15 protein-coding genes are annotated in these 25,196 nt (G+C 44.0%); 14 read left to right on the top strand and 1 reads right to left on the bottom strand.

Translation table 11 applies throughout. The features are described from left to right. Nucleotides 1–6: 6 nt before the first annotated feature. From DW862_RS08310 to DW862_RS08275, 8 genes are all read left to right on the top strand, one after another. The gene (locus DW862_RS08310; protein WP_008023437.1) at nucleotides 7–1,575 is read left to right on the top strand and encodes a RagB/SusD family nutrient uptake outer membrane protein; all 1,569 of its coding nucleotides are present in this window, start codon (nucleotides 7–9) and stop codon (nucleotides 1,573–1,575) included. Nucleotides 1,576–1,597: 22 nt separating this feature from the next. Then, entirely contained in the window at nucleotides 1,598–2,494 is an 897-nt protein-coding gene (locus DW862_RS08305; RefSeq protein ID WP_008023438.1) for a putative zinc-binding metallopeptidase, read from the top strand. Nucleotides 2,495–2,506: 12 nt separating this feature from the next. Continuing rightward, nucleotides 2,507–3,823, top strand: coding sequence for a DUF4302 domain-containing protein (locus DW862_RS08300; protein ID WP_008023439.1), 1,317 nt, complete (start codon nucleotides 2,507–2,509; stop codon nucleotides 3,821–3,823). 7 nt (nucleotides 3,824–3,830) lie between these two features. Beyond that, nucleotides 3,831–4,871, top strand: coding sequence for a BACON domain-containing protein (locus DW862_RS08295; RefSeq protein WP_008023442.1), 1,041 nt, complete (start codon nucleotides 3,831–3,833; stop codon nucleotides 4,869–4,871). A gap of 3 nt (nucleotides 4,872–4,874) precedes the next feature. Next, nucleotides 4,875–6,008, top strand: coding sequence for a fibrobacter succinogenes major paralogous domain-containing protein (locus DW862_RS08290; protein WP_008643925.1), 1,134 nt, complete (start codon nucleotides 4,875–4,877; stop codon nucleotides 6,006–6,008). A 35-nt stretch (nucleotides 6,009–6,043) separates the two neighbouring features. Further along, entirely contained in the window at nucleotides 6,044–7,192 is a 1,149-nt protein-coding gene (locus DW862_RS08285) for an FISUMP domain-containing protein (protein WP_087318989.1), read from the top strand. A 240-nt stretch (nucleotides 7,193–7,432) separates the two neighbouring features. Then, on the top strand, nucleotides 7,433–9,589 hold the full coding sequence (gene rnr / locus DW862_RS08280; RefSeq protein WP_008643914.1) for a ribonuclease R: 2,157 nt from the start codon (nucleotides 7,433–7,435) through the stop codon (nucleotides 9,587–9,589). Between the two features lie 189 nt (nucleotides 9,590–9,778). Beyond that, nucleotides 9,779–10,258 carry a pyridoxamine 5'-phosphate oxidase family protein gene (locus tag DW862_RS08275; protein WP_004317010.1) on the top strand — a complete coding sequence of 160 codons (480 nt, stop codon included), beginning with the start codon at nucleotides 9,779–9,781 and terminating at the stop codon, nucleotides 10,256–10,258. A gap of 120 nt (nucleotides 10,259–10,378) precedes the next feature. On the opposite strand, the gene DW862_RS26620 is transcribed toward DW862_RS08275, so the two are convergent. Further along, nucleotides 10,379–10,501, bottom strand: a complete 123-nt coding sequence (locus tag DW862_RS26620; protein WP_255299338.1) for a hypothetical protein — start codon at nucleotides 10,499–10,501, stop codon at nucleotides 10,379–10,381. A 425-nt stretch (nucleotides 10,502–10,926) separates the two neighbouring features. Here DW862_RS26620 and DW862_RS08270 point away from each other — a divergent pair, with 425 nt between their 5' ends. The 6 genes from DW862_RS08270 (at nucleotide 10,927) to DW862_RS08245 (ending at nucleotide 25,075) form a co-directional block, all read left to right on the top strand. Next, the gene (locus tag DW862_RS08270) at nucleotides 10,927–14,898 is read left to right on the top strand and encodes a hybrid sensor histidine kinase/response regulator transcription factor (RefSeq protein WP_120067756.1); all 3,972 of its coding nucleotides are present in this window, start codon (nucleotides 10,927–10,929) and stop codon (nucleotides 14,896–14,898) included. A gap of 774 nt (nucleotides 14,899–15,672) precedes the next feature. Further along, nucleotides 15,673–16,488, top strand: coding sequence for a family 16 glycosylhydrolase (locus tag DW862_RS08265; RefSeq protein ID WP_120067753.1), 816 nt, complete (start codon nucleotides 15,673–15,675; stop codon nucleotides 16,486–16,488). Nucleotides 16,489–16,508: 20 nt separating this feature from the next. Continuing rightward, entirely contained in the window at nucleotides 16,509–19,697 is a 3,189-nt protein-coding gene (locus DW862_RS08260) for a SusC/RagA family TonB-linked outer membrane protein (protein WP_049701394.1), read from the top strand. An 11-nt stretch (nucleotides 19,698–19,708) separates the two neighbouring features. Further along, nucleotides 19,709–21,385, top strand: a complete 1,677-nt coding sequence (locus DW862_RS08255) for a SusD/RagB family nutrient-binding outer membrane lipoprotein (protein ID WP_049701395.1) — start codon at nucleotides 19,709–19,711, stop codon at nucleotides 21,383–21,385. Nucleotides 21,386–21,405: 20 nt separating this feature from the next. Then, the gene (locus tag DW862_RS08250; protein ID WP_120067751.1) at nucleotides 21,406–22,668 is read left to right on the top strand and encodes a hypothetical protein; all 1,263 of its coding nucleotides are present in this window, start codon (nucleotides 21,406–21,408) and stop codon (nucleotides 22,666–22,668) included. Between the two features lie 112 nt (nucleotides 22,669–22,780). Next, entirely contained in the window at nucleotides 22,781–25,075 is a 2,295-nt protein-coding gene (locus tag DW862_RS08245; RefSeq protein WP_120067749.1) for a glycoside hydrolase family 3 N-terminal domain-containing protein, read from the top strand. The last annotated feature ends 121 nt before the right edge of the window (nucleotides 25,076–25,196 follow it).

Here is a 25,196-nt window from a genome sequence, read left to right as displayed (position 1 = left end):
AAAATGATGAAATACAGAAACGTCTTATATACAACACTCATTTCAGCTCTATGCTTGGGAACAACTTCCTGTAGTGACTTTTTAGATGAAATGCCGGATAACCGAACCGAATTGACTACTGAAGAAAGTATTACTAAAGTTCTGGTATCTGCATATCCTATGACTACCAACTGCCACATAGGAGAATTTTACAGTGACAATATCGATGAAAATAGCAGAGCATACAGCTACCTTTTCCGATTAAACGAACATTTGTACCGTTGGCAACAAACGACTGAAGAAAATCAGGACTCTCCTCATGCTTTATGGAATGACTGTTATAACTCGATTGCATCAGCCAACCAAGCCTTGGCGGCTATTGAGCAGATGGGAAATCCTCAATCATTATCAGCCCAAAAAGGCGAAGCTTTGATATGCCGTGCATACAATCATTTTGTATTAGCTACCACATTCTGCAAAGCGTATGGTACAAATGGAGACAAAGACTTGGGTATACCTTACATAAAAGAACCGGAAACATCTGTAAATCCACAATACTCACGCGGAACAGTTGCTGAAGTATACGAAAATATTGCAGCCGATTTAGAAGAAGGACTGCCTTTAATTGATGACAATATTTACTCACGGGTAAAATATCATTTTAATAAGAAGGCCGCTTATGCATTTGCAGCCCGCTTTTATCTATATTATACACAACCGGATTTTTCCAACTGTCAGAAAGTTATCAATTATGCCAATATAGTACTCGGTAATAATGCGTCCCAATATTTACGTGACTGGGCTGCATTAGGAGCTTTATCTCCCAACAAGAATATACAGCCGAACGCTTATGTAGATGCAGATAACCGTGCCAATCTAATGGTAATATCAGCAGCTTCATATTGGCCATTGGTTTCCGATCCGGGTTATGCCAACTGCGAAAGATATTGCATGAACAATATTACTGCTTCGGAAAGTTGTAAATCCGAAGGTCCATGGGGAGATCAGTCAAGTTATCATCAGATCCCATTTTCACCCGGTGGCTCTATAAAGAACGGATTCCGCCGCTTAGTTATCTATCAGCAATTCACGTCGGGCAACAGTTGGGTCGGCTATATGCTGTATCCTGCTTTTACCACCGATGAAGCATTGCTTTGCCGGGCTGAAGCCTACACGTTACTAAAACGTTATGACGAAGCTGCCGCCGATATAGATGCCTGGCAGAAAGCCTTTACAAAAAACACTCAAACTTTGACCAAGGAGACAATCAATGATTTTTATGCCCGACTAAAATATTACACACCGGAAGCTCCGACAGTAAAAAAGGAATTGCATCCGGATTTTGTAGTAGAAAAAGGAATGCAGGAGAATCTGATACATTGTATTCTACATGCAAGACGCCTGCTAACCTTAGAAGAGGGTCTTAGATGGCAAGATATAAAACGCTATGGCATTGTAATCTACCGCCGCTATTATGAAGGTTATACCTTGGTGAATATCACCGACAAGATGGACACAAATGACCCCAGACGTGCAATTCAGCTACCGGCCAGTGTCATTACAGCAGGTATGCAACCAAATCCAAGAAATGACTAAATAACTTTAGGAGGAAAAAAATATGAAGAAATACATCATATATAGTTTAATCATGACATTGACCTGTGGACTGGGTGCTTGCAACAATGACGAAGACGTAGACAAAGCAAACAGCATCTTCTCCACAGAAGAAGTAGATCGTAGCCCATTCGACAAGTGGATATTAGGCAATTATACCCATCCATACAACATTGCATTAAAATATCGCATGGAAGATAACGAGAGCGACATGACACACGTATTAGCACCTGCCGAATACAAAAAGTCTGTGGTACTGGCTAAAATTATCAAACATGTGTGGCTGGAAGCATACGATGAAGCAACAGGCAATCCGAACTTCTTACGCCAATATATTCCTAAGACAATCCACTTTATCGGTTCCCCCGCCTATGAAGACAATGGAACTATGGTATTAGGAACAGCTGAAGGCGGCATGAAAATTACATTATACAATGTAAATGACATCAATCCCGACCAAATAGATATTAACCTGTTAAACGACTACTATTTCCAGACAATGCACCATGAGTTCGCACATATTCTGCATCAAACTAAAAACTACGATCCGGCCTTTGACCGTATTACGGAAAATGCCTACATCGGTAGCGACTGGTATATGGTGGGAGCCGACCGCAATGCATGGCAACAAGGATTTGTCACTCCTTATGCAATGAGTGAATCACGTGAAGATTTTGTGGAGAACATCGCAGTGTATGTCACAAATACCAAAGACTACTGGAATAACATGCTGCAAAATGCCGGTGAAAACGGCCGTGCACTCATAAAGCAGAAATTCGAAATAGTCTATAGTTATATGGAACAAACCTGGGGAATCAATCTGGACGAATTACGCGAGATTGTTCTACGACGCCAGGATGACATAGCAAACGGCTATGTAGACTTAAGTATTATTGAATAAAATATGAAAATTATGAAGAAATATCTATCCATATACACACTTCTGGCATTGGCCTGCATTGTTTTGCAATCTTGTCTTTTCTCCGAAGAAGAAATATTCGACGAATCATCTGCCAATAGAGCCACAGCCGATGTAATCAAATGCCAGGAGATTCTTAAAGATGTGCCGAACGGCTGGAAACTGGAATATTACATAGGAAGCAACTATTCTGCAGGTGCAGTCACTTTACTAATGAAATTTGACGGGAAGCAGGTAGAAATGGCTTCGGAAACAGGCGCAGAAAGCTATAAACCGGGAACTATAATAACCTCTCTGTATCAAGTAAAATCGGAACAAAGCACAATGCTCACTTTCGACTCATACAACCCACTGATCCATATGTTTTCAGGTCCTTTAGGCCTGAACATGAACCTAGGAGGGGATTACGAGTTTATTATAATGAGCGCAACTCCCGACAAAGTAATTCTGCAAGGAAAAAAATACAAAAACATAATGGAGATGACGCCTATGCCCAAAGATATACCATGGCGTATTCAGATTGAAGATATCATTAACATTGAGAAAGATGCTTTTCTAAATACATACCGCATGGAGAAAGGCGGACAAGTACTGAATTACTTTATACGCAACAATGGCACAATGGCTACATTCTCCGCTTACAGCGCCGATTATAGTAGTGCAAGAAGTTTACCCTATATCTACACAGAAAAAGGATTAAAGTTACAATCCCCGTACAATGTCAACGGACTTGAAGTCCAAAACTTCAAATGGGATAGAAAGTCCAGACTATTTGTTTGTACCGACGCAGGAGCAACTGACATCGTACTTAAAGAATATTATCCCGAAAACTATCTACAATATGAAGACTATATCGGTACCTACACTGCAACGATTGACGATTATGACGAAGGGCCAACTTCGCAATCTGTAACCATCTCTCCTAAAGTCAGAGGAGAAAGTTATACACTGAAAAGTATTGGCGGATTCAACTTCACCCTCCAGTATGACAAAGCCAGCGGAAAACTAGTTTTAGATTCACAAAGTATAAGTTCGACTTCTTCATCGTCTTATTACTTTGCGTGCGCGGCAGGTGTGGAAGGCTATGCCCACACAGAATTAAGTCTGCCATCACGCCTACGCAACGGATTGATAAATGTGACGACAAACAGCAACCCTTTCACTTTTTACTTTGCGGATAAAGCAAGCCAGGAAATTACATCATTAATAATCTGGGCTTATTCATCTGATGAATATTCAACCTCCGGACTAATGGGTTACTGGAGCTGGTATAACTCAATCTTAATGGTAAAAGAAAACGAAAGTAATTAATACGATTATGAGAAAGCTTTTTAATATATTCTTATTTGTACTTTGCATCGTAGCAATAGCGGGATGCAATGATACGGAAAACAGCGAATCCAAGTTAGAAATCAAAGCTGTAAATACTAATTTCCAAGCTACCGGCGGAAAAGGATACATACAACTTCAGTCAACAGGAAATATAACAGCAGATGTTGACGTCGATTGGTGTGTGCTGAAAGAAGTAAATCCTAATGAAGTGGTATTCGAAGTAAAAGAAAATACCGGGTACTCCGGTAGAAATGCTTTATTGACAATCAGTAACGGAGTAGAGACAGAAGCATTCAACATCAATCAATCCGGAGCTGTTTTCATCTTCGGCAAAGACGAATGGATGCTCCGTACCGACAATAAAGCAGCTACTCTGCCAATAAAACTACAAAGTTCTTTCGATTATACAATAGACATACCCGCAGAAGCTCAAGAATGGTTGTCATTTGAACAGAATGCGAAGGGAATAAATTTCAAGGTAAAAGAAAATACCTCCGGAAAAATGAGAGGAGCTATTGTCAATGTGGCAGCAAAAGACAGATCGGCTTCTTATCAGGTAATACAATATGATGTTGACGAACTTACCGGAACATGGCAAGGTATGTTTTCAGACGGGCAAATGAATTACGGTTTGAAAGATGTCACCATTGAGAAACAGGAAGACGGAACATACCTGCTTTCAAACATTCTAACCGGATTGCCTTACAAACTGAAAGCAAAAGCCATAGACAATTGCCTGGCTTTTGGGGCCGGTCAAAACCTAGGAGTCTTCGAGGACAATTTATATCTCTCATTCGAAATTCTTAGCTCTGACCTATATTATGTAAAAGATCCTTCTGTAACAATCTCATTAGGCCCCGTAATGTTAACAGACGGAACATTCGTTTTCGCTTTTTCCGGAATAAAAGAAAGTGATCCTTTCGGTTTTGTTTTCCGGGTATATGAAGATGCAAAACTACAGAAAGTTATAGACAATCTGTCCATTTTTATTAATTGTATTCTATTTAAAGAAGACATAATCCAATAACATATGAAAAAGATACTATTAACTAGCTTTATCGTGGCATTAGGATTACTTGGTGCAAGCTGTAAAGATGACAACAGCACCGCAGGCGGAGGAGGAGAAATACTTCCGGACCAACAGGTAAGCTGTGAGATATTTATGCCGACTGATGGCGCAACCGTTATTATGTCAGACAAACTGATTATCAGAGGAGAAGGGACTACAAACTATGGTAAAATCATTTCTGCAGAACTGAAAGTCGGGGAAGAGATTATCACTGACATCACTTCAGTTCCATTCTATTATGAGTATACCTTCTCCAAAGATGCCGAACCGGGAGAACTGAAAATTGAGTTAGCAGTTAAAGGAGATCACGAAGGTAGTGCCTTGGCAACTATTACAGTGACAACAGAACAAGGAAACAGGCCTGCTCCCCCTCAATATGGAGAAGTGCTAACCGATACCCGTGATGGAAATACATACAAAACCGTACAACTTGCAGACCAGTTATGGATGGCAGAAAATTTACGCTATCTACCAGAGCAACAGTTTGATGTGTCCTCAACCGAACCAAGATATTACGTAATGTTTGATAATGATGCAAAAACAGAACTTGGAAAAGGTTTCCTGAATGCATATGGAGCCTATTACAACCTACCTGCTGCTCTACAAAACGAAACGGCTTTAGGTCCCGATGAAACACGTATAATAAAAGGAGTTTGTCCTGATGGATGGCATATTCCTTCTCAAAAAGAATGGCAAAAATTATCTCAATATGTATTAGATTCCGGAATGGCAGCAATTATGAATGATGGTCAAGTAGATGAAACAGCCCTAGCAAAGGCTCTAGCTTCAACAACGATGTGGATGATGCCGGAATACACAGAAATAGAACCACAGCCAACCTGGGTTGGAGTTGAGATGGAAAAGAATAATGCAACCTTATTCAATGGTCTGCCTATAGGTTTCCGTGCTTGTGCAGGCGACGAAGATTGGATGCATTCAGCCTACAGTGCGGGTTGGTGGAGTTCGACAGCGGGAGTACAAATGGGACCAGAATTTGGTATTACCGTACGTATGTGGTCAGACCTCCACACATTTGTAACCAATGCAGAATTTAATCCGGGAGTAGGACTCCCCGTTCGTTGTATCAAAGATTAACCATATATTATTATTCACTAAATAAAAATACAATTATGAAGAAGTTAGGATTCCTTTTATTTTTAGTCTTAGGACTAACGGCTTGCGGTGATGACAACAATGATCCCGCTCCAGAACAACATGTAACATGTGCCATATCTTCTCCTACTGAAGGAGCAACGATAGACATAGCTGAAAAGATGACAATCAAAGGAGAAGCAACTGTTGACATTGGTCAAATATCGAATGTTACTCTTAAAATCGGAGACAAACAAATTTCAGAAGTAACTTCTGTTCCATTTAGTTATGAATACACATTCGAAGCCAGTCAAGCCGTAGGAGCACTAAAAATTGAACTGACCGTCAAAGGCGATCAAGGTGCCATGGCGACAAGTGAAGTAAATGTCACACTAAAAAAGACCGAACCAACCCCAGAACCGGAAGAAGGAAAGATGATTGACCCACGGGATAATCATGAATACAAAATTGTTACAATTGGTGAACAAATATGGATGGCAGAGAACTTGGCTTATTTACCATCAGTTAGCAAACCGGAAGATGCCGCTACCAGTGATGGAGATCCGCTCTATTTTGTTTTCAACTATGATGGCAAAGATGTAAATGCAGCTAAAGCCACGAAAGAATACAAGACATACGGAGTCTTGTATAATTGGTATGCCGCTATGAACCAAAAGAACGCAACCGGTGGAAATGCGGATGCCATACCAAGTGGTATTCAAGGAATCTGTCCTAACGGATGGCATCTACCCAGCAAAGCAGAGTGGAAAAAACTAGAAAATTTTGTTGCAGATGAATTAGCACCAGTTGAAGGTAATGTATGGACAGATGATGAAGGAAATAAATACTCCGATAAAGACTGTAAAAACGTCTGGTCAGCATTGACAGGAAAACTGGATGCTGACGGTTGGGGAGAATCCGGCATGATAGATGAAAATCCTGATCTCGCTAAAGGTCCACGTGACACCTATGGCTTTAATGTTATACCTGCCGGACAATGTTATCAGAGCGGAAGTTTTGAAACGCCTAAGTCACAGAGTAGAACAGACTTTTGGAGCACAGACCAAGCTACTTACGGAGCAGGAACTGTATATTTCAGTAATATGAGTTATGGGTTAGGTTATTCTTCTGATAAAGGAGGAATACAAGTAAAACGTGGCCTTTCAGTACGTTGCGTAAAAGATTAACTATATTGTAGATAAACATTTATCAATTAGTTCATTACAGAATTAATAAATTCTCTCTTAAAGATAAGGGAAGTATGTCGGGAGATATGCTTCCCTTTTAATATATCTTTTTACACCTAGTTACCAACTCACTCAAACATATAATTAGTCGATATCCAATATCACGAAATAAAACAAATTCTGAATGTTCTTCCATTTTATTATATATCTTTGTAACTAGATATTTTAAAAGACTACATTATGGCAAAAAAGAAAGAAAAGAAAGAGAAAAAGGCCGGCAAAAGAATGAGTAAGAAAGAGCTGGCAGCATTATTAATAGACTTTTTCCATGCCAAATCCAGCGAGACCTTGAGTATGAAATATATATTTTCGGAACTGCGTCTCACTACCCATCCGCAAAAAATGTTATGCGTCGATATATTACATGACCTTTTAGCTGACGATTATATCAGTGAAATAGAAAAAGGAAAGTTCCGCCTGAACAGTCACGGAACGGAGATGACAGGTACTTTCCAACGGAAGAGCAACGGTAAGAACTCGTTTATTCCTGAAGAAGGGGGCGACCCGATATTCGTGGCCGAACGTAATTCCGCACATGCGATGAATAACGATAAGGTAAAGATAACCTTCTATGCCAAACGGAAAAACAGAGAAGCCGAAGGAGAAGTCATCGAAATACTGGAACGCGCCAACGATACATTCGTCGGCACACTGGAAGTAGCTAAGTCATACGCATTTCTGGTGACAGAGAACCGTACATTAGCCAATGATATTTTCATCCCGAAAGATAAGCTGAAAGGCGGAAAGACCGGAGATAAAGCCATTGTGAAAGTAACCGAATGGCCGGACAAGGCAAAGAATCCTATCGGACAAGTAATAGATATATTAGGTCAGGCTGGCGATAACACCACAGAGATGCACGCAATTCTTGCGGAGTTCGGTCTGCCGTATGTATATCCAAAAGCAGTAGAGACAGCAGCAGATAAGATTCCTGCCGAGATTTCAGCAGAAGAGATTGCCAAACGCGAAGATTTCCGTAAGGTAACAACTTTCACCATCGACCCGAAAGATGCCAAAGACTTTGACGACGCACTTTCCATCCGCAAACTGAAAGACGGATTGTGGGAAGTAGGTGTACACATTGCCGACGTAACACACTACGTAAAAGAAGGTAGCATCATCGACAAGGAAGCAGAGAAGCGGGCAACTTCCGTTTATCTGGTAGACCGTACCATCCCGATGCTTCCCGAACGGTTGTGTAACTTCATTTGTTCACTCCGCCCGAACGAAGAAAAACTAGCTTTCTCCGTTATCTTCGATATTACAGAAAAAGGAGAAGTCAGAGACTCACGCATCGTACATACGGTTATCAACTCCGACCGTCGCTTCACCTACGAAGAGGCACAACAAATCATAGAAACAAAAGAAGGAGACTTCAAAGAAGAAGTACTCACGTTAGATACGATTGCCAAAGCACTGCGCGAAAAACGCTTCTCTGCAGGAGCTATCAACTTCGACCGCTACGAAGTGAAGTTCGAAATTGACGAAAAAGGAAAACCAATCAGCGTTTACTTCAAGGAGTCAAAAGATGCCAATAAACTAGTGGAAGAATTCATGTTGCTCGCTAACAAGACCGTAGCAGAAAAGATAGGATGTGTGCCGAAGAACAAGAAAGCCAAAGTGCTTCCTTACCGTATCCACGACCTACCCGATCCGGAGAAGTTGGAGAACTTGTCACAGTTCATCGCACGCTTCGGCTACAAAGTGCGTACAAGCGGAACGAAGACGGATATTTCAAAATCCATCAACCACTTGCTGGACGACATACACGGAAAGAAAGAAGAGAACCTGATAGAAACCGTATCCATCCGCGCCATGCAGAAAGCACGTTACTCAACCCATAACATCGGTCACTACGGACTAGCTTTCGAATATTACACTCACTTTACTTCTCCCATCCGCCGTTTCCCGGACATGATGGTACACCGTTTGGTGACGAAGTATATGGACGGAGGACGTAGCGTATCCGAAGCCAAGTACGAAGACCTCTGCGACCACAGCTCGAACATGGAACAAATTGCAGCCAATGCCGAACGTGCTTCCATCAAATATAAACAGGTGGAATTTATGAGCGAACGTCTGGGACAGATTTATGACGGTGTAATCTCCGGCGTAACCGAGTGGGGACTTTATGTAGAACTGAACGAAAACAAATGTGAAGGTCTGGTCCCTGTTCGTGATCTGGATGATGACTACTACGAATTCGACGAGAAGAACTATTGTCTTCGCGGACGCCGCAAAAACAAAATATACAGTTTGGGAGACGCTATTACTGTTCGGGTAGCTCGTGCCAATCTGGAAAAGAAACAATTGGATTTTGAATTAATAGAAAAGTAAAAGTTTGAATATTCAAACAAACAGAAAAGCTCATTCAACCCCTGATAACATTAGTACAGAAATACGATTGATTAGATAAATCTGTGAAAGTAACGAGAAAAAAGTTCGCATAGATTTGTGTAATCAGTCGTAAGTCTGTACTTTAGCGTATCATTTTGATTATTCTTATATTATAACATTCATATATCCATGAAGACTGTCATTATCGAAGACAAACAACGAATTGAGTCCATTATTCTGCATTGCGATGCCTGTTTTGTGGGCATTACAGATTTAGAAGGTAATCCCTATGTAGTTCCCATGAACTTCGGTTATGAAAATGGTATCATATATCTGCATTCAGGTCCCGAAGGCAGCAAGTTAGAGATGTTGGAACATAATAATAATGTATGCATCACTTTCAGCCTTGGACATAAACTTGTCTACCAACACGAAAAGGTAGCCTGCAGTTACAGTATGCGTTCCGAAAGCGCGATGTGTCGGGGGCAAGTAGAATTCATCGAAGAGATAGACGATAAACGTCGTGCACTGGATATTATCATGCGTCATTATACAGACAACGCATTCAGCTATTCCGATCCTGCCGTACGTAACGTAAAAGTGTGGAAAGTAGCTGTCCGGCAGATGACAGGAAAAGTCTTCGGTCTGCGAGCCAACGAAAAGCCATAAAACAGTTTCCGGCTTTCGGCTAATGAATTTAACTTCATGTGCCACACCCGTTTAAGAAACGAATTCAGCATTCAAGAAGCATGACGGAGTATCTCCAAGCAAATTTCTCTAAACAAAAGTTTAGAACACTTTTACCCTCACACCCTCATCCTCTGCTTGTATCTCTTTATCCATCGGCATTACAGGTGTGAGGGTAAAGGTGATAGTAAGTGAGGGTAGGCAGTTACCCTCACCCTGTTTCATTCTAAATGTTGTCCTACTTCCTTGTATTACGTAGGAAGTGCAACCGATATATATCTATTATCCCTTCATTATCCATCCGTTAAACCACCGATATAGTTAATTCACCACAGCCGTGGGGAGATCTTCCCACAGCTGTGGTAACTTCTCTTCACGGCCGTGAAGAGAAGTCGTCACGGCCGTGGGAAGCTAACTATATCGGTAGTCTGATGCAAGAAGAGCGGTAACTTAATACAATAATAAAGGGGAGATAAGGTATTCTTCCCTGCTTCATAATATCCATTCTCCCTATACACCAGTACCAAGACAGCCGTTTATAACATGATTATTAGGAAGATTTACTGAATATTCCTTCTAATTTCACACCCCTATTCTGTTGGGATTTTCTAAAGAAACTTTATCTTTGTAATGTCAACAATTAAAAGAATATGGTTCGTTTTAATCTTGTTATCACCTTACTACTAATGATAAATATGGCTGTCAAAGCCGAACTGACCAACCGGATGTTCGATGTCAGGCATGTAGGCTATGCAGAAGGCCTTAGTAGTCAACGTGTTTTTTCGATTGTCGAGGATGGAGACGGTGCTATGTGGATTGCTACAAAAACCGGAATAGACAGATACAACGGTCATACGGTAAAGAACTATGATTTGCCGGGCAGTTTCTATTATGGCGATCTTGCCGGACGCAGGCTTTACTTATTGTACGACGCACAACAAGGACTGTTTGCCTACGACCACACCGGACGAATCTACCGATATTCCACCATCCTGGATCATTTTGAACAAGTCCTCCACCTGGGACAATTGATTCAGGAAGAAGTCATCTTGAACAAACTCTGTTTGGATAGTGACGGAACCTGGTGGATGGGGGCGGATAAAGGACTATACAAGCAAGAAGCGGACCATCGTATAGTTGCCGTGCTGAAAGGACAATATGTCAACGACATCGCATTTGCCGGCGAGTCGCTTTTTGTGGGTACTTCTAACGGAGTCTGGCAACTGTCACACACCCTGCCGGATAAGAAACGCCAGCTGCTGGAGGGGTGGAATGTACAAACATTGTTCTGCGACAAACCGAAAAAAGAACTCTGGATAGGCACATTTGGCAGCGGTTTGTCTGTGATGAACCTCAACACTTCCAAAGTGCTTGCGCTGGAGGGACAAGGGAGCACGTTCCTTCATCCGATACGGGCAATTACAGACTATGATGTACATACCATACTCATAGGCGTGGACGGTGGCGGTGTGTATGCGATAGACAAGGACACTAAGAAAGCCCGTTTACTGATGAATACCAAAGATGACACAGATACTTACCTGCGCGGAAACGGCGTATATGCCGTAACCAGAGACGACCAGGGCAACATCTGGATAGGTAGTTATACGGGAGGTGTATCCGTGGCTATCCTGCTGAAACATCCCATTTCGATATTAGCACACGAAAAGGGAAATACCCATTCTCTCATCAGCAACAACGTAAATGATATCGAAGAAAACCCGGATGGCAACCAATGGTTCGCTACTGATGATGGAATCAGCATCCGAAACACCCTGTCAGGCACTTGGAAACACGTGCTGAAAGAAATCGTAACCATTTCTCTTTGCACATCCGGAAATGGGAACGTATGGGTAGGAACGTACGGAGACGGAGTGTATCTACTGGATAACAACGGACGCGTGTTACGCCATCTCACCAAGCAACAAGGGCAATTGACCACCAATTATATTTTCTCCGTCAGACAAGACATGGAGGGAGACTTATGGATAGGAGGTCTGGACGGATGCCTGATCATGTTTGAAAAAGAAAAAGGCAGCAGACGGTCTTTCGACGTGAATTGGGTACAATCCATTGAACCTATCGACCGAAACCGGGTAGCGGTGGCTACCGTCAATGGTTTCTTCCTGGTGGACAAACATACAGGGAATATACAGCACTATGCCAATTCCCAGGAATTTCACAATCAGAATGTCAGTGCTTATATCATCTCTATGCTGTTCAATGACGACGGAACCGTGTGGCTGGGAACCGAAGGGGGAGGATTGAATCTATATGATATGAAAAACCGGACGGTAAAGACTTTCACTGTTCAAGAGGGATTGCCGTCCAACGATATATATAGTTTGCAGCGAGACGACAAGAAACGCTTGTGGGTCAGCACCGGAAAAGGAATTGCCTTGATAGACAGCCTGCGCGTGTCGAACCTCAACTATGCGGGCAATATAGACAAGGAATATAACAAATCCTCATTTGCCCGGTTGATGAACGGCGAGTTTGTGTATGGCAGCACGGATGGTGCTGTCTTTATCATGCCACTCGACATCTCAACCGTAGACTACTGGACGCTCCTGCGTTTCACGGGGCTGACGGTTGATTATCAAAACGTCCAGGAAGAAGAATCGTTGAAACCTGCCATCTATGATATGCTTGCCGACCGTGCGGTACGGCTCGGCTATAAATACAACTCGTTTACCGTTTCTTTTGAATCTATCAACTATCGTTTCCAGCGCGATATTGTCTATCAGCATATTTTAGAAGGGTATGACAATGACTGGAGCAAACCGTCTGCCGAGGGGAAGGCATCCTACACCAAGGTATCGCCGGGCACTTATCTTTTTAAGGTGCGCAGCCTGCGGCGCAGCGACGGAAAGACTATCTCCGAAAGCACCTTAGAAGTGAAAGTGAGCCAGCCATGGTGGAACTCGTGGTGGGCTTGGACTATTTACCTATTTATAATAGGCTTCGTTTTCTATTTCATCCTGCGCTATAAGAGCAACCAGCTCCAAAAGAAATACGACAAAGACAAAATACGTTTCTTCATCGACACGGCACACGACATTCGCACGCCGGTGACGCTTATCATGGCACCTCTGGAGGATTTGAACCGGGAACAGGATCTCTCGGACAAAGCCCGTTATTACCTGAATCTGGCTCATGAAAGTACCCGGAAACTCCATTCGCTCATCACACAGTTGCTCGAATTTGAAAAGGTAGACGCCCACAAGCCATCCTCTTCATCGGTTCCGCTTTGTCTGAATGAAGTTTTGCTGAAAGAAGTCTCCGTCTTCCGGTCTTTTTGCGAGAAGAAGCAGTTGACACTGAATCTGACCCAACCCAACGAATCTGTTTTCGTTTCGGCCGACAAACACCTGATAGAGATGTTACTCGACAATCTTCTTTCCAATGCCTGCAAATACACCATGCCCCAAGGAGAAATCAGTCTGGATTTGAAAGCCACGAAACGCAAAGCCATCCTTTCGTTGAAAGATAACGGAATAGGCATACCGAAGAAAGCGAAAAAGCACATCTTCTCCGATATTTACAGAGCCGAAAATGCCCGGCAGTCACAGGAAGAAGGAACCGGATTCGGACTGTTGCAGGTGCAGCGCATTGTAAAGATGCTGCATGGAAAAATCACTTTCTGTTCCGAGGAGGGCAAGGGAACTACTTTCATCGTAACATTGCCGCGAACCACCACCGTAGCCGAACCCGTGTCGCACGAATCATCCCTCGAACACCTTGCCGGCACATCGGATAATAACAGCCACGAAACGGATAAAATAAAAGATCCGGACGACCGGAATACATTGCTCATTGTAGAAGACCACGAAACTCTCCGTCACTACCTCCGCCAGACCTTTGAACACCTCTATCGGGTGATTGATGTTGCCGACGGACACGAAGCTATCGCCTGTCTCGCCAATGAATATCCGGATATCATCCTCTCCGACGTCATGATGCCCGGCATACGGGGTGACGAGCTTTGCAGAATGGTCAAGGAAAATCCTGACACATCAGGTATTCCGGTCGTTCTGCTGACGGCAAAGGCTAACCACGAAGCAATAGTGGAAGGATTGAAGAAAGGCGCGGATGATTATATCCCCAAACCATTCAGTACAGAGATACTGAAATTGAAAGTACAAGGATTGATTGACAATCGAAACAGGCAACGGCAGTTTTTCATGCGGCAAGCCATCGCTCAAGTAGAGGCGGGCGGCAAACGTGACGACAATGAAAGCAATGAAAACAATGAAAGTATCGACAACAAAAACGTAACGACAGCAAGCGAAACAATGGCCGAGGGCGACCGCCGGTTTATCATGCAAGCTACCCGGTTTGTTCTTGAACATTTGGATGAACCCGATTTCAACATCAATCTCTTGTGCCATGAAATGGCAATGAGCCGGACACTATTCTACAGTCGCCTTAAATCACTGACGGGAAAAGGGCCGCAAGAGTTTATCCGTATCATACGGCTACAAAAAGCTGCCGAACTGCTGAAAGAAGGTAAAAGCGTAACCGATGTCGCCGCCGAAACCGGATTTGTCAACACGAAGTATTTCAGTTCATTGTTCAAGAAACAATTCGGGATGCAGCCAAGTAAATATAGTGGGAAGTAGACAACCATTCATGTTCGGTTTTGAATTAGAATTAGCTCGTTTCCGGTACAGTAATGAACTGTTTCAGCCTATTCTGACAAGGGTATATTCTCACTGCAATGAGAAAAAGTTCTCATTATAATGAGTATTTCTTCTCATACCTATGAGTATTTTTTCTCATAGTGATAAGTACACTTGAGAATGTTTACGGAAGTTTTTTTGAATTATAATTGTATGAGTTTACCTCATTTCCGTACCGTTCTTAATTAAATGGGAATTTTGCAGTTAAATGAGAATTTATCGGTTAAATGAGAATTTAGCGTTTAAATGAGAATTTATCGGTTAAATGGGAATTTTGCAGTTAGGCTGAAAGCCTTACAATTATATATTTATTGGGGTGCCCTGAAAGGGCTTAATTATATAGCGTAGGGCAACGCCCTACAAAAAAAACACCCCAGCCACAAGCCCTGAAAGGGCGGAACCGTATACAATTATGCCCTTTCAGGGCGCAAATTCAGATTGTCGTTTTTACGTAGGGCGTTGCCCTACGCTATATAATTAAGCCCTTTCAGGGCACTCCGCAAAATTATCATTTACCTCATTCTTGTATAGCAACAATCTTCGAAAAAGAATGGGTAAGATAACGTCCGTTCGATAAAAATCAGCAGATTTGTCAGCAATCAAACCTAATATGTCAGCAATCTGACCATCGTTTCAGCCGGATATTAGCATCTTTGCACCAAGCTTTACAAGTATAAAGCACATATTACGTTTAACCTTTAAAATGCTAAAACGATGAAAAAAGTAGCACTATTCCTATTTTTATCCGTTTGCTTCGCGCAACAATCCTGTTCGTCGGATTCTGTTGGAACGGAACCGGAGGAAAATCCACAAGACATTCTTTTTAAAGACGATTTCAACTTTTTCGATGAAAAAGTATGGACGAAAGAAACTCATGAACCCGGTTGGACCAATCAAGAGCTACAGGCATACGATGCCGCTCATGTGTCCGTTGGAAAGGACGGGGATAAATCGGTTCTGATTCTTACCGCCGAACGCAAAGGGAATAAAATCTATTCAGGCAGGATCAATTCAAAAGGAAAAAAGAGTTTCAAGTATCGCAAGATAGAAGCAAGCATCAAGCTTCCCAAGACTAACGGCGGACTGTGGCCTGCGTTCTGGATGATGGGAGATAACGACAAAGAATGGCCGGCATGCGGGGAGATCGACATTATGGAAATGGGAGAACAGAGCGGAATGGCTGCGGGCGATTCGGAAAAACAAGTGAACACCGCCATTCACTATGGCCCTAGCGCAGCGGCTCACGAACAGCAATACTACAAAGCCAATGTTGCCAACAGCCTGCAAGACGGCAATTATCACACCTACTCTCTGGATTGGGATGAAAACAACCTGACAATATCCATCGACAACGTCAAGTTTCATACGTTCGACATTAGCTCGAACACATACTTCCACAATAACTTCTACATCCTGTTCAACCTCGCCGTGGGAGGTGCGTTTACAGGGATTACCGACATTAATAAACTGACGGGTCTGAAAGACGGTCAGAAAGTGAATATGTACATCGACTGGGTGAAAATATTATAGGAATCTTAAATATACATGCTATGAATATGGAAAAATGTAAGTATCTACTGTTTTGCGGAACACTCGCCCTTTGGATGGCGGGAAGTTTCCAGCAAGTGTATGCAGCAACGGAACCAAGTTCCCAGGCTATTCAACAACAAAGCAACAAGGTAACCGGAAAAGTGAGCGATGCCACAGGTCCCATCATTGGGGCTTCCGTAGTGGAGAAAGGAACTGCCAACGGAACGATTACCGATCTGGATGGAAATTTCAGTTTGAATGTAAAAGCGGGAGCTACGCTCGTTGTCAGCTACGTGGGTTATAAATCCGAAGAAGTAAAAGCGGGAAGAGGTCCTTTGAACATCACCTTGAAAGAGGATGCCAAAGCATTGGATGAAGTGGTAGTTACCGCCCTTGGCATCAAGAGAGAGCGCAAAGCGTTGGGCTACGGCATTGATGAAGTGAAAGGCGAAGCCTTGACCAAAGCCAAAGAAACGAATCTCATCAACTCCATGGCAGGACGTGTGCCGGGCTTGGTAGTCAGCCAGACCGCCGGTGGTCCTTCCGGTTCTACGCGTGTCATTCTGCGAGGCAGTACCGAAATGACCGGCAATAACCAACCTCTTTATGTAGTGGACGGTGTACCTTTGGACAACACTAATTTCGGCAGTGCCGGCACAAACGGAGGCTTCGACTTGGGCGACGGTATTTCGAGCATCAATGCCGATGACGTAGAAAATATGTCGGTATTGAAAGGCCCTGCGGCATCCGCACTTTATGGTAGCCGTGCCAGCCACGGTGTTATCTTGATTACAACCAAGCGAGCCAACAAGGATAAAATCAGCGTGGAATATAACGGAACACTGACTTTCGACACCCAACTTGCCAAATGGGACGAAGTGCAACAGATATATGGTATGGGAAGCAACGGTACTTATAGCTATGATGCCATATCCAACACAAACAAAAGTTGGGGCCCCAAAGCGGACGGTTCAAACATGTTGAAGTATTTCGACGGCGTGGAACGCCCTTTCCTCATTGTCCCCGACAATACGTCCAACTTCTTCCGCACGGGTATCACCGCCACCAACTCCGCCATCATAGGTGTGAACAGCGGAAAAACCGGAATTCGCTTTACCTATACGGATATGCGCAATAAAGACATTGTTCCCCAGACACACATGAGCCGTGACATTTTCAACCTGCGCGCCAATACGTCTGCAGGAAAGGTAGACTTGGATTTCAGCGTCAACTATACACGGGAAGACGTGAAGAACCGTCCGGCTCTGGGCGACAGCAAGTCCAATATCGGTAAAAACCTGATGACCCTTGCCACCACCTACGACCAGGAATGGTTGCAAACCTATCAAACTGCCGACGGCGAATATTCCAACTGGAACGGTATGGATCCCTACAACGTGAATCCGTACTGGGATATCTATAAGAACTTCAATAAATCCAAAAAAGATTTGTTCCGCATGAACGGCAAGGCCGTATGGAACATCGACCCACATCTGAAACTTCAGGCAACGCTGGGTGCCGAACTCAACTGGTTCACGTTCGATGATTACAAAGCACCTACCACTCCCGGATTCGAAGCCGGAAGACTTCAAAACAGTGCTTTCCGCAACCGCATGTACAACTTTGAAGTGTTGGCTCTCTACAACAACCATTGGGGTGATTTCGATTTCAACGCTACGTTAGGCGGCAATGTATATAAGGTGAACAACCAGACCACCGTTACCACCGCTCAAGACATGAAGATACGCGATGTCCCTTCATTGACGAGCTTCAACGAGATCAGTGTAGTGCCCGGCAGTTACCGCAAGCAGATTAATTCGGTTTACGGAGCAGTGAACGTGGGATGGAAACACATGCTTTACCTCGATGCTACGTTGCGTGGCGACCAATCGTCTACCCTTCCCACTGGCAACAACATGTATATGTATCCTTCTTTCTCCGGTAGCTTTGTATTCTCCGAGCTGACAAAACTGGGCGACCTCCTGCCTTACGGAAAGTTACGTATGTCATGGGCCCAAGTAGGTAGCGATACCGATCCTTATCAATTGGGACTCGTCTATACGAAATCCAAATATGCTTATCCCGGATATACCATCGGATATATCGATAACGGAACCATCCCCAACAAAAACTTGAAACCAACCAAAACAAACTCCGTGGAAATGGGATTGGAATTGAAATTCCTAAAGAACCGTATCGGACTGGATTTCACCTACTATTCGCAAATCAGTAAAAACCAAATTATGGGAATGGCAAGTTCCTGGACAACCGGTTATAACTATCGCTTGATTAATGCCGGCAAGATAGAAAACAAAGGTATTGAAATTGCCCTTAGCACACGACCGATTCAAACACGCGATTTTTCCTGGGACATTAATCTGAACTTCTCCAAAAACAGCAACAAGGTAAAAGAACTGGATGGCGAATCGGATATGTTTGAACTGGAAAAAGCATCTTGGCTCGACGTTCAGGTGGCCGCTAAGGTAGGCGAGAACTTTGGTTCTATTGTAGGCCCGGACTTCCAACGGAACGAAAAGGGAGATATTCTGATTGACCCGCAAACCGGTCTGCCGCAATATGACAAGAGCAACCACGTATTGGGTAATGCCTCTTGGGACTGGACAGGTGGATTGCTTACCAACTTTACCTACAAGAATCTTTCGCTGGTAGCGGTATTTGATGTGAAAGTAGGCGCCGACCTCTATTCTATGTCTGCCCGTGCTGCTTACGAATCGGGTAAAAGTCCGGAGACATTGGCAGGACGCGACGCCTGGTATCGCTCGGAAGAAGAAAGATTGGCAGCCGGCATTGCGAAAGGAGCCGATAACTGGAAGCCGACAGGCGGATTCGTTGCTCCAGGTGTCATCGACAACGGTGATGGAACGTATCGCCCCAACGACATCTACATCAATCCGGAAGACTACTGGATGAGCGTTTGCCGTAATGCACCTTCTATGTTTATTTACGACAACTCATACGTAAAATGCCGTGAGCTGACGTTGAGTTATAATGTACCCAAATCCTGGCTGAAGAATGTAGTAAGCGGACTGACCGTTTCGTTCGTTGCCCGCAATCCGTTCATCGTATGGAAGAATATCCCGAATATCGACCCGGATTCCAACTACAACAATACCACCGGTATGGGACTTGAATACGGTTCGTTGCCTTCACGCAGAAGCTATGGTTTTAATGTAAATGTGAAATTCTAAAAAGATATATCATGAGACAATCTAAATACATCACAATCATCACGATGGCATGTGCCCTGTTTTTCGCTTCTTGCAGCGATGAATACATGGAAAACATGAATACCGACCCTTCCAAGGCCGCTACCATCGACCCGAATGCGCAGCTCACCACTGCCCAACTGCAAACGTACGGAGACCTTAGTATGATGGAAATCTACCGTAACTACCATTATGCATTCACCCAACAACTGATGGGATGTTGGAACACCACCAACTACGGCGGACGCCATACGCTAGACAATAATGAAATGAGCCGTATCTGGACATCGTTCTACACTCAATCCCTGAAGAATATCATTGATGCTCAATATCGCACAGCCGAAGATGCAGAGAAAGTGAACATCAACTCTGTGCTCCGCATTTATCGGGTTTATCTTATGTCTATCATCACCGACACTTACGGAGACGCTCCTTTCAGTGAAGCCGGCCTGGGATTCCTCGAAGGAAAGTTCAATCCGAAGTATGACAAACAGGAAGATATTTACAACGCTTTCTTTCTGGAGCTGGAAGATGCCGTCAATAAAATCGATCCGACCAAAGATAAAGTGACAGGTGACCTCATCTATGCCGGTGACGTAACTAAATGGCAACAACTGGCAAACTCGCTTCGCCTACGTTTTGCCATGCGAATCTCCAATGTCAATCCTACAAAGGCACAAACGGAATTTGAAAATGCTTTGGTTGCCAATGGGGGTGTGATAACGGACGCCTCAAGCGATGCGCTCATCAAATACATGACAATCGCATTTAGTTTCGGACAAGAAGCTTACTCTGATTATCGCGGAAATTCATTGTCACAGTTATTGTTCGGCAACGACCCCGCTAATAATCCAAGTTACCTCTGCTCCACTTTCTTTAATCAGCTACGCCAATCCGGTGACCCTCGTACATTCAAAATTTCCCGTTGTTATTATGACGGGCTGATGAGTGCCACCAGTCCCGACAATCGTGTCGACATCACCCAGGAGATGATTGAAAAAGGGATTGATTTCAGTCCGCGCAACCCGGGTGCCTACTCGTGGGAGCCATGGCCTACAGGATACGACAGCGATATTTGTAAGGAATTAGCCGTTAACAACCCTTCTGTTACAGCAACCATGGCTCGTGAAGTGGAACCCAAACTTGCCAATAATTTCCTAAAAAGCGACAATCCGGGCGTAGTGATGACCTCTGCAGAAGTGAAGTTCCTGATGGCAGAAGCTACTGTGAAAAAATGGAATGTCGGCAGTGTGTCAGCAGAAGATCTTTACAAGCAAGGAGTGCGTGCAGCTATGGATTTCCTGACAGACAACTACGGTTGCACGGCTACTACTGATGCAGAGTTTGATGCATTCATTCAAGGTAGAGGGACGTTCGGACATACGGACAATCAGAAACTTGAAGCTATCAATACACAGGCCTGGATTCTTCACTTCACCAATCCTGCCGAATGTTGGGCAAACGTGCGTCGTTCCGGTTATCCGAAGTTGAAATCACCGGCAGAATATGGGTTCGGACAATATCTCACCGGTGGAACGGAAATTCCGGTACGTCTCTGCTATCCTGTATTGGAATCTTCCTATAATAAGAAAAGCTACAATGAAGCCATCGAGCGCATGGGAGGAACAGATAATTGGCACAGCCTTCTGTGGTGGGATACTGAAAACTAACTATTAAACAATCATCCATTATGAAAAAGATATATATTGCACTATTTGCCCTACTCGCTGTAGGCTCCACATTTACTGCATGCACCGAGGAAGAGCCGTTCGCTACGGTGACGGAAAATGATGATCCGCATATCCTTGCCCCGGTATTCCCTGACAGAACGAACGGCCAATTGGCTACATTCGCCAACATCAGCCGGGATGCGAACTTATCCATCGCGCTGACCGTGACTCCGAAAGATTACACCACAGTAACCTGGTTCATTGATGGGCAGGAAGTGGAATCGGGTACCGACTCCGACAAAGAAATCAACCGTAGTCTGAAAGCCGGTACGTATAATTTGAAAATAGAAGTAGAAACTGTGAAAGGGAAGAAGACTTCCCGTGAAGGATTAGTGGTGGTCAATCCGTTGGCTGATGACCCTCAATCTAAAGAAGTAGCCTTTGAGAGAATTGTATCTCCCGGTAAGACTGCCCGTTTATATGGCAGTAATTTACAGAACGTAACAGCCATCCTCTTGGGAGGAAACACAATCACCGATCCTACTTATGTTGAATCGGAAGACGAGAACTATCTGGAATACATCGTTCCGACAGGCGTAAGCGAAGGCGATTACCGTATCGTTCTGCAAGATGCCGCCGGCAATGAATATGGAGCCGACATGGTGAAAGTGACCAATGCTTCCCTTGTCATTTCAGGTGCTAACCGGGCTACTGCCAACGTGGACTGGACCATTTCCGGTATCAATCTTGAAAACATCGCTTCTCTAACTATCGGCGGACAGACGGTGTCTCAATTCAGCAATCAATCTTCTACGGAAGTTACGCTGACTTGTCCGGATTTGTCTGATGGAAGCTATACGCTGACAGGCAAAACCCGTAGCGGAGAGGCTGTGCAGTTCTTAAACGATAATGCTACGACTACCGAACAGACTGTGACCGTATCTACCGAAATAACGCTTTGGTCAGGACACCATTACGTTTCGTGGGATAAGCCGGACGGTGACCCCAACAAGAGTTTCGGTCTGATTCCAAAAGATGTGTTTGCCGGTATCACAGCCGGATCAACACTGAAAGTAGTCTACTCCATAGAACCAACTGCCGAATATCATCAGATGCAACTTGCCACAGGTTGGTGGACTGGCCTGGCAGATAAGATAGAATTTACGGAAAACGGTGAATACACACTGGTACTGACACAAGAGATACTGAATAAGATTCAAACTGAAGACGGATTCTTATGTACGGGTCATGGCTATTATGTAGACCTGGTAACCGTGAAATAATGTTCCTAAGTAAGTTTAAAAATCATTCATACCATAAGTATCTGTCATTCTTCGGGTTAAATCCCTCTGAATGACAGATTACATAAACGATGCTACTTAAAAACAAATCATAATGAAACTAAGAAATATTATATTAATGACCGCATCTATCGCAATGACTGCCTGTTCCAAACAGGCAGTTCCCACTGCCATTCCTGAAGACGCAAAAATAGAACAACAAGTGGAAGAGCTTCTATCAAAGATGGACCTTGACGCCAAGATAGGGCAAATGACCGAGCTTGCTATTGATGTATTAGGAGAGACGATAAATGGAGAATTCCAATTGGACGAGGCAAAACTCCATAAAGCGATTGCTGAATATAAGGTAGGTTCGTTCCTCAATGCCCCCGGCCCGGTAGCACAAAGCCCTGAAAAGTGGAACGAGATTATCAGTCGAATACAAGAACTGTCGATGACGGAGATTGGTATTCCATGTATCTACGGCCTGGATCAGAATCATGGTACTACCTATACATTGGGCGGCACGCTCTTCCCTCAAAATATCAATATGGGTGCTGCCTTCAATCCGGATTTGACCTACGAAGCAGCACGTGTAACGGCTTATGAAACAAGGGCTAGCAATTGTCCCTGGACATACTCCCCCACCGTCGATATGGCACGTGATCCCCGTTGGCCGCGTGTATGGGAGAATTATGGAGAAGACTGTTTAGTCAATGCCATTATGGGCAGCACTGCCGTCCGAGGCTTCCAAGGAGATGATCCTAACCATATTCCCGCCGACCGAATCGCCACCTCCGTGAAACATTACATGGGATACAGCATGCCACGTACCGGTAAAGACCGCACACCGGCTTATATATCGGTTTCCGAACTGCGTGAGAAATGTTTTGCACCGTTCAAGGCTTGTGTGGAAGCTGGTGCACTGACTATAATGGTCAACAGTGGTTCCATCAACGGAAAGCCTGTGCACGCCGACCGCGAACTCCTTACACAATGGCTGAAAGAAGACTTGGGATGGGACGGAATGTTAATCACCGACTGGGCGGACATCAACAATCTTTATACCCGCGAACATGTGGCGGCAAACAAAAAAGAAGCCATCGAAATGGCAATCAATGCAGGTATAGACATGGCTATGGAACCGTATGATCTCAATTATTGTACACTACTAAAAGAGTTAGTGCAAGAGAAGAAAATACCCATGAGCCGTATTGACGATGCCGTCCGCCGGGTGCTTAGACTTAAATTCCGTTTGGGTCTGTTCGATCATCCGAACACTTTATTGAAAGATTATCCTCTCTTCGGCAGCAAGGAGCATGCACTTATCGCACTTCATGCAGCCGAAGAATCGGAAGTATTGCTAAAAAATAAAGATAATATTCTTCCGCTTCCTCAAGGGAAAAAGCTACTGGTAACCGGTCCGAACGCCAACTCTATGCGTTGCTTGAACGGCGGTTGGAGCTATTCGTGGCAAGGACATCTGACCGATAGATTTGCCGACAAATATAACACCATTTACGAAGCAATCTGCAACAAATTCGGAGCCGATCATGTCCGTCTGGAACAGGGCGTAACCTACAAACCCGAAGGTGCTTACATGGAAGAAAATGAACCGGAGATTGAGAAAGCTGTGGCCGCCGCCCGCAACGTGGATATCATTATCGCCTGCATCGGTGAAAATTCATATTGCGAAACACCCGGTAATCTTTCCGAGCTTACCATCTCTGCCAACCAAAGCAAACTGGTAAAGGCACTTGCCACGACAGGAAAACCGATCATCCTGATACTCAATGAGGGTCGTCCCCGCATTATCAACGACCTGGAGCCATTGGCTGATGCTGTTATTGACATTCTATTACCCGGAAACTATGGTGGCGATGCATTAGCGAACATTCTGGCAGGAGACGTGAACCCCAGTGCCAAGATGCCTTACACATATCCGCGACACGAAGCAGCACTGACTACCTACGATTATCGGGTGAGTGAAGAGATGGACAAAATGGAAGGAGCTTACGACTACAATGCAGTAGTCTCCGTTCAATGGCCTTTCGGATACGGATTGAGCTACACCACTTTCGAATACAGCAACTTCCAAACGGACAAATCTTCGTTTACCGCAGGAGATGATTTGCACTTTTCCATAGACGTAACCAATACCGGTAAATATGCCGGAAAAGAAGTTGTCATGCTATTCAGCAGTGATCTTGTGGCTTCGCTTACTCCCGAAAACCGTCGGTTACGAGCCTTCAAAAAGGTGGAACTACAACCGGGCGAAACCCAAACTGTCACTCTATCCATCAAAGGCAGCGACTTGGCTTTTGTCAATTCTGACGGGCAATGGGTACTGGAACAAGGGGATTTCCGTATGCAATGCGGAAATCAAGTAGTGACTATTACTTATAAGTAGGCATTTATAAGTAGGTATTTATAAGTAAATGTGCATTATTAATGTATACACTCCCGACAATAACTCTATGAGACACTGCGTTACTTTGTGGTGAACTCAAATTATCATCTAACCGGCTGAA

Source organism: Bacteroides sp. AM37-9 (genome assembly GCF_003603455.1).
In the GTDB taxonomy this organism is placed as follows: Bacteria; Bacteroidota; Bacteroidia; order Bacteroidales; family Bacteroidaceae; genus Bacteroides; species Bacteroides xylanisolvens.
The sequence above is the reverse complement of the archived record's forward strand: the minus strand, read 5'-3'. Positions and strand labels throughout refer to the sequence as shown.

Bases quoted from the DNA above. Each gene is read 5' to 3' on its own strand.
- DW862_RS08275 (WP_004317010.1), top strand. From the start codon at position 9,779: ATGAAGACTGTCATTATCGAAGACAAACAACGAATTGAGTCCATTATT.
- rnr (WP_008643914.1), top strand. From the start codon at position 7,433: ATGGCAAAAAAGAAAGAAAAGAAAGAGAAAAAGGCCGGCAAAAGAATG.
- DW862_RS08265 (WP_120067753.1), top strand. From the start codon at position 15,673: ATGAAAAAAGTAGCACTATTCCTATTTTTATCCGTTTGCTTCGCGCAA.
- DW862_RS08295 (WP_008023442.1), top strand. From the start codon at position 3,831: ATGAGAAAGCTTTTTAATATATTCTTATTTGTACTTTGCATCGTAGCA.
- DW862_RS08255 (WP_049701395.1), top strand. From the start codon at position 19,709: ATGAGACAATCTAAATACATCACAATCATCACGATGGCATGTGCCCTG.
- DW862_RS08245 (WP_120067749.1), top strand. From the start codon at position 22,781: ATGAAACTAAGAAATATTATATTAATGACCGCATCTATCGCAATGACT.
- DW862_RS08290 (WP_008643925.1), top strand. From the start codon at position 4,875: ATGAAAAAGATACTATTAACTAGCTTTATCGTGGCATTAGGATTACTT.
- DW862_RS08305 (WP_008023438.1), top strand. From the start codon at position 1,598: ATGAAGAAATACATCATATATAGTTTAATCATGACATTGACCTGTGGA.
- DW862_RS08260 (WP_049701394.1), top strand. From the start codon at position 16,509: ATGAATATGGAAAAATGTAAGTATCTACTGTTTTGCGGAACACTCGCC.
- DW862_RS08310 (WP_008023437.1), top strand. From the start codon at position 7: ATGAAATACAGAAACGTCTTATATACAACACTCATTTCAGCTCTATGC.
- DW862_RS08285 (WP_087318989.1), top strand. From the start codon at position 6,044: ATGAAGAAGTTAGGATTCCTTTTATTTTTAGTCTTAGGACTAACGGCT.
- DW862_RS08270 (WP_120067756.1), top strand. From the start codon at position 10,927: ATGGTTCGTTTTAATCTTGTTATCACCTTACTACTAATGATAAATATG.
- DW862_RS08250 (WP_120067751.1), top strand. From the start codon at position 21,406: ATGAAAAAGATATATATTGCACTATTTGCCCTACTCGCTGTAGGCTCC.
- DW862_RS08300 (WP_008023439.1), top strand. From the start codon at position 2,507: ATGAAGAAATATCTATCCATATACACACTTCTGGCATTGGCCTGCATT.
- DW862_RS26620 (WP_255299338.1), bottom strand. From the start codon at position 10,501: ATGAAACAGGGTGAGGGTAACTGCCTACCCTCACTTACTATCACCTTT.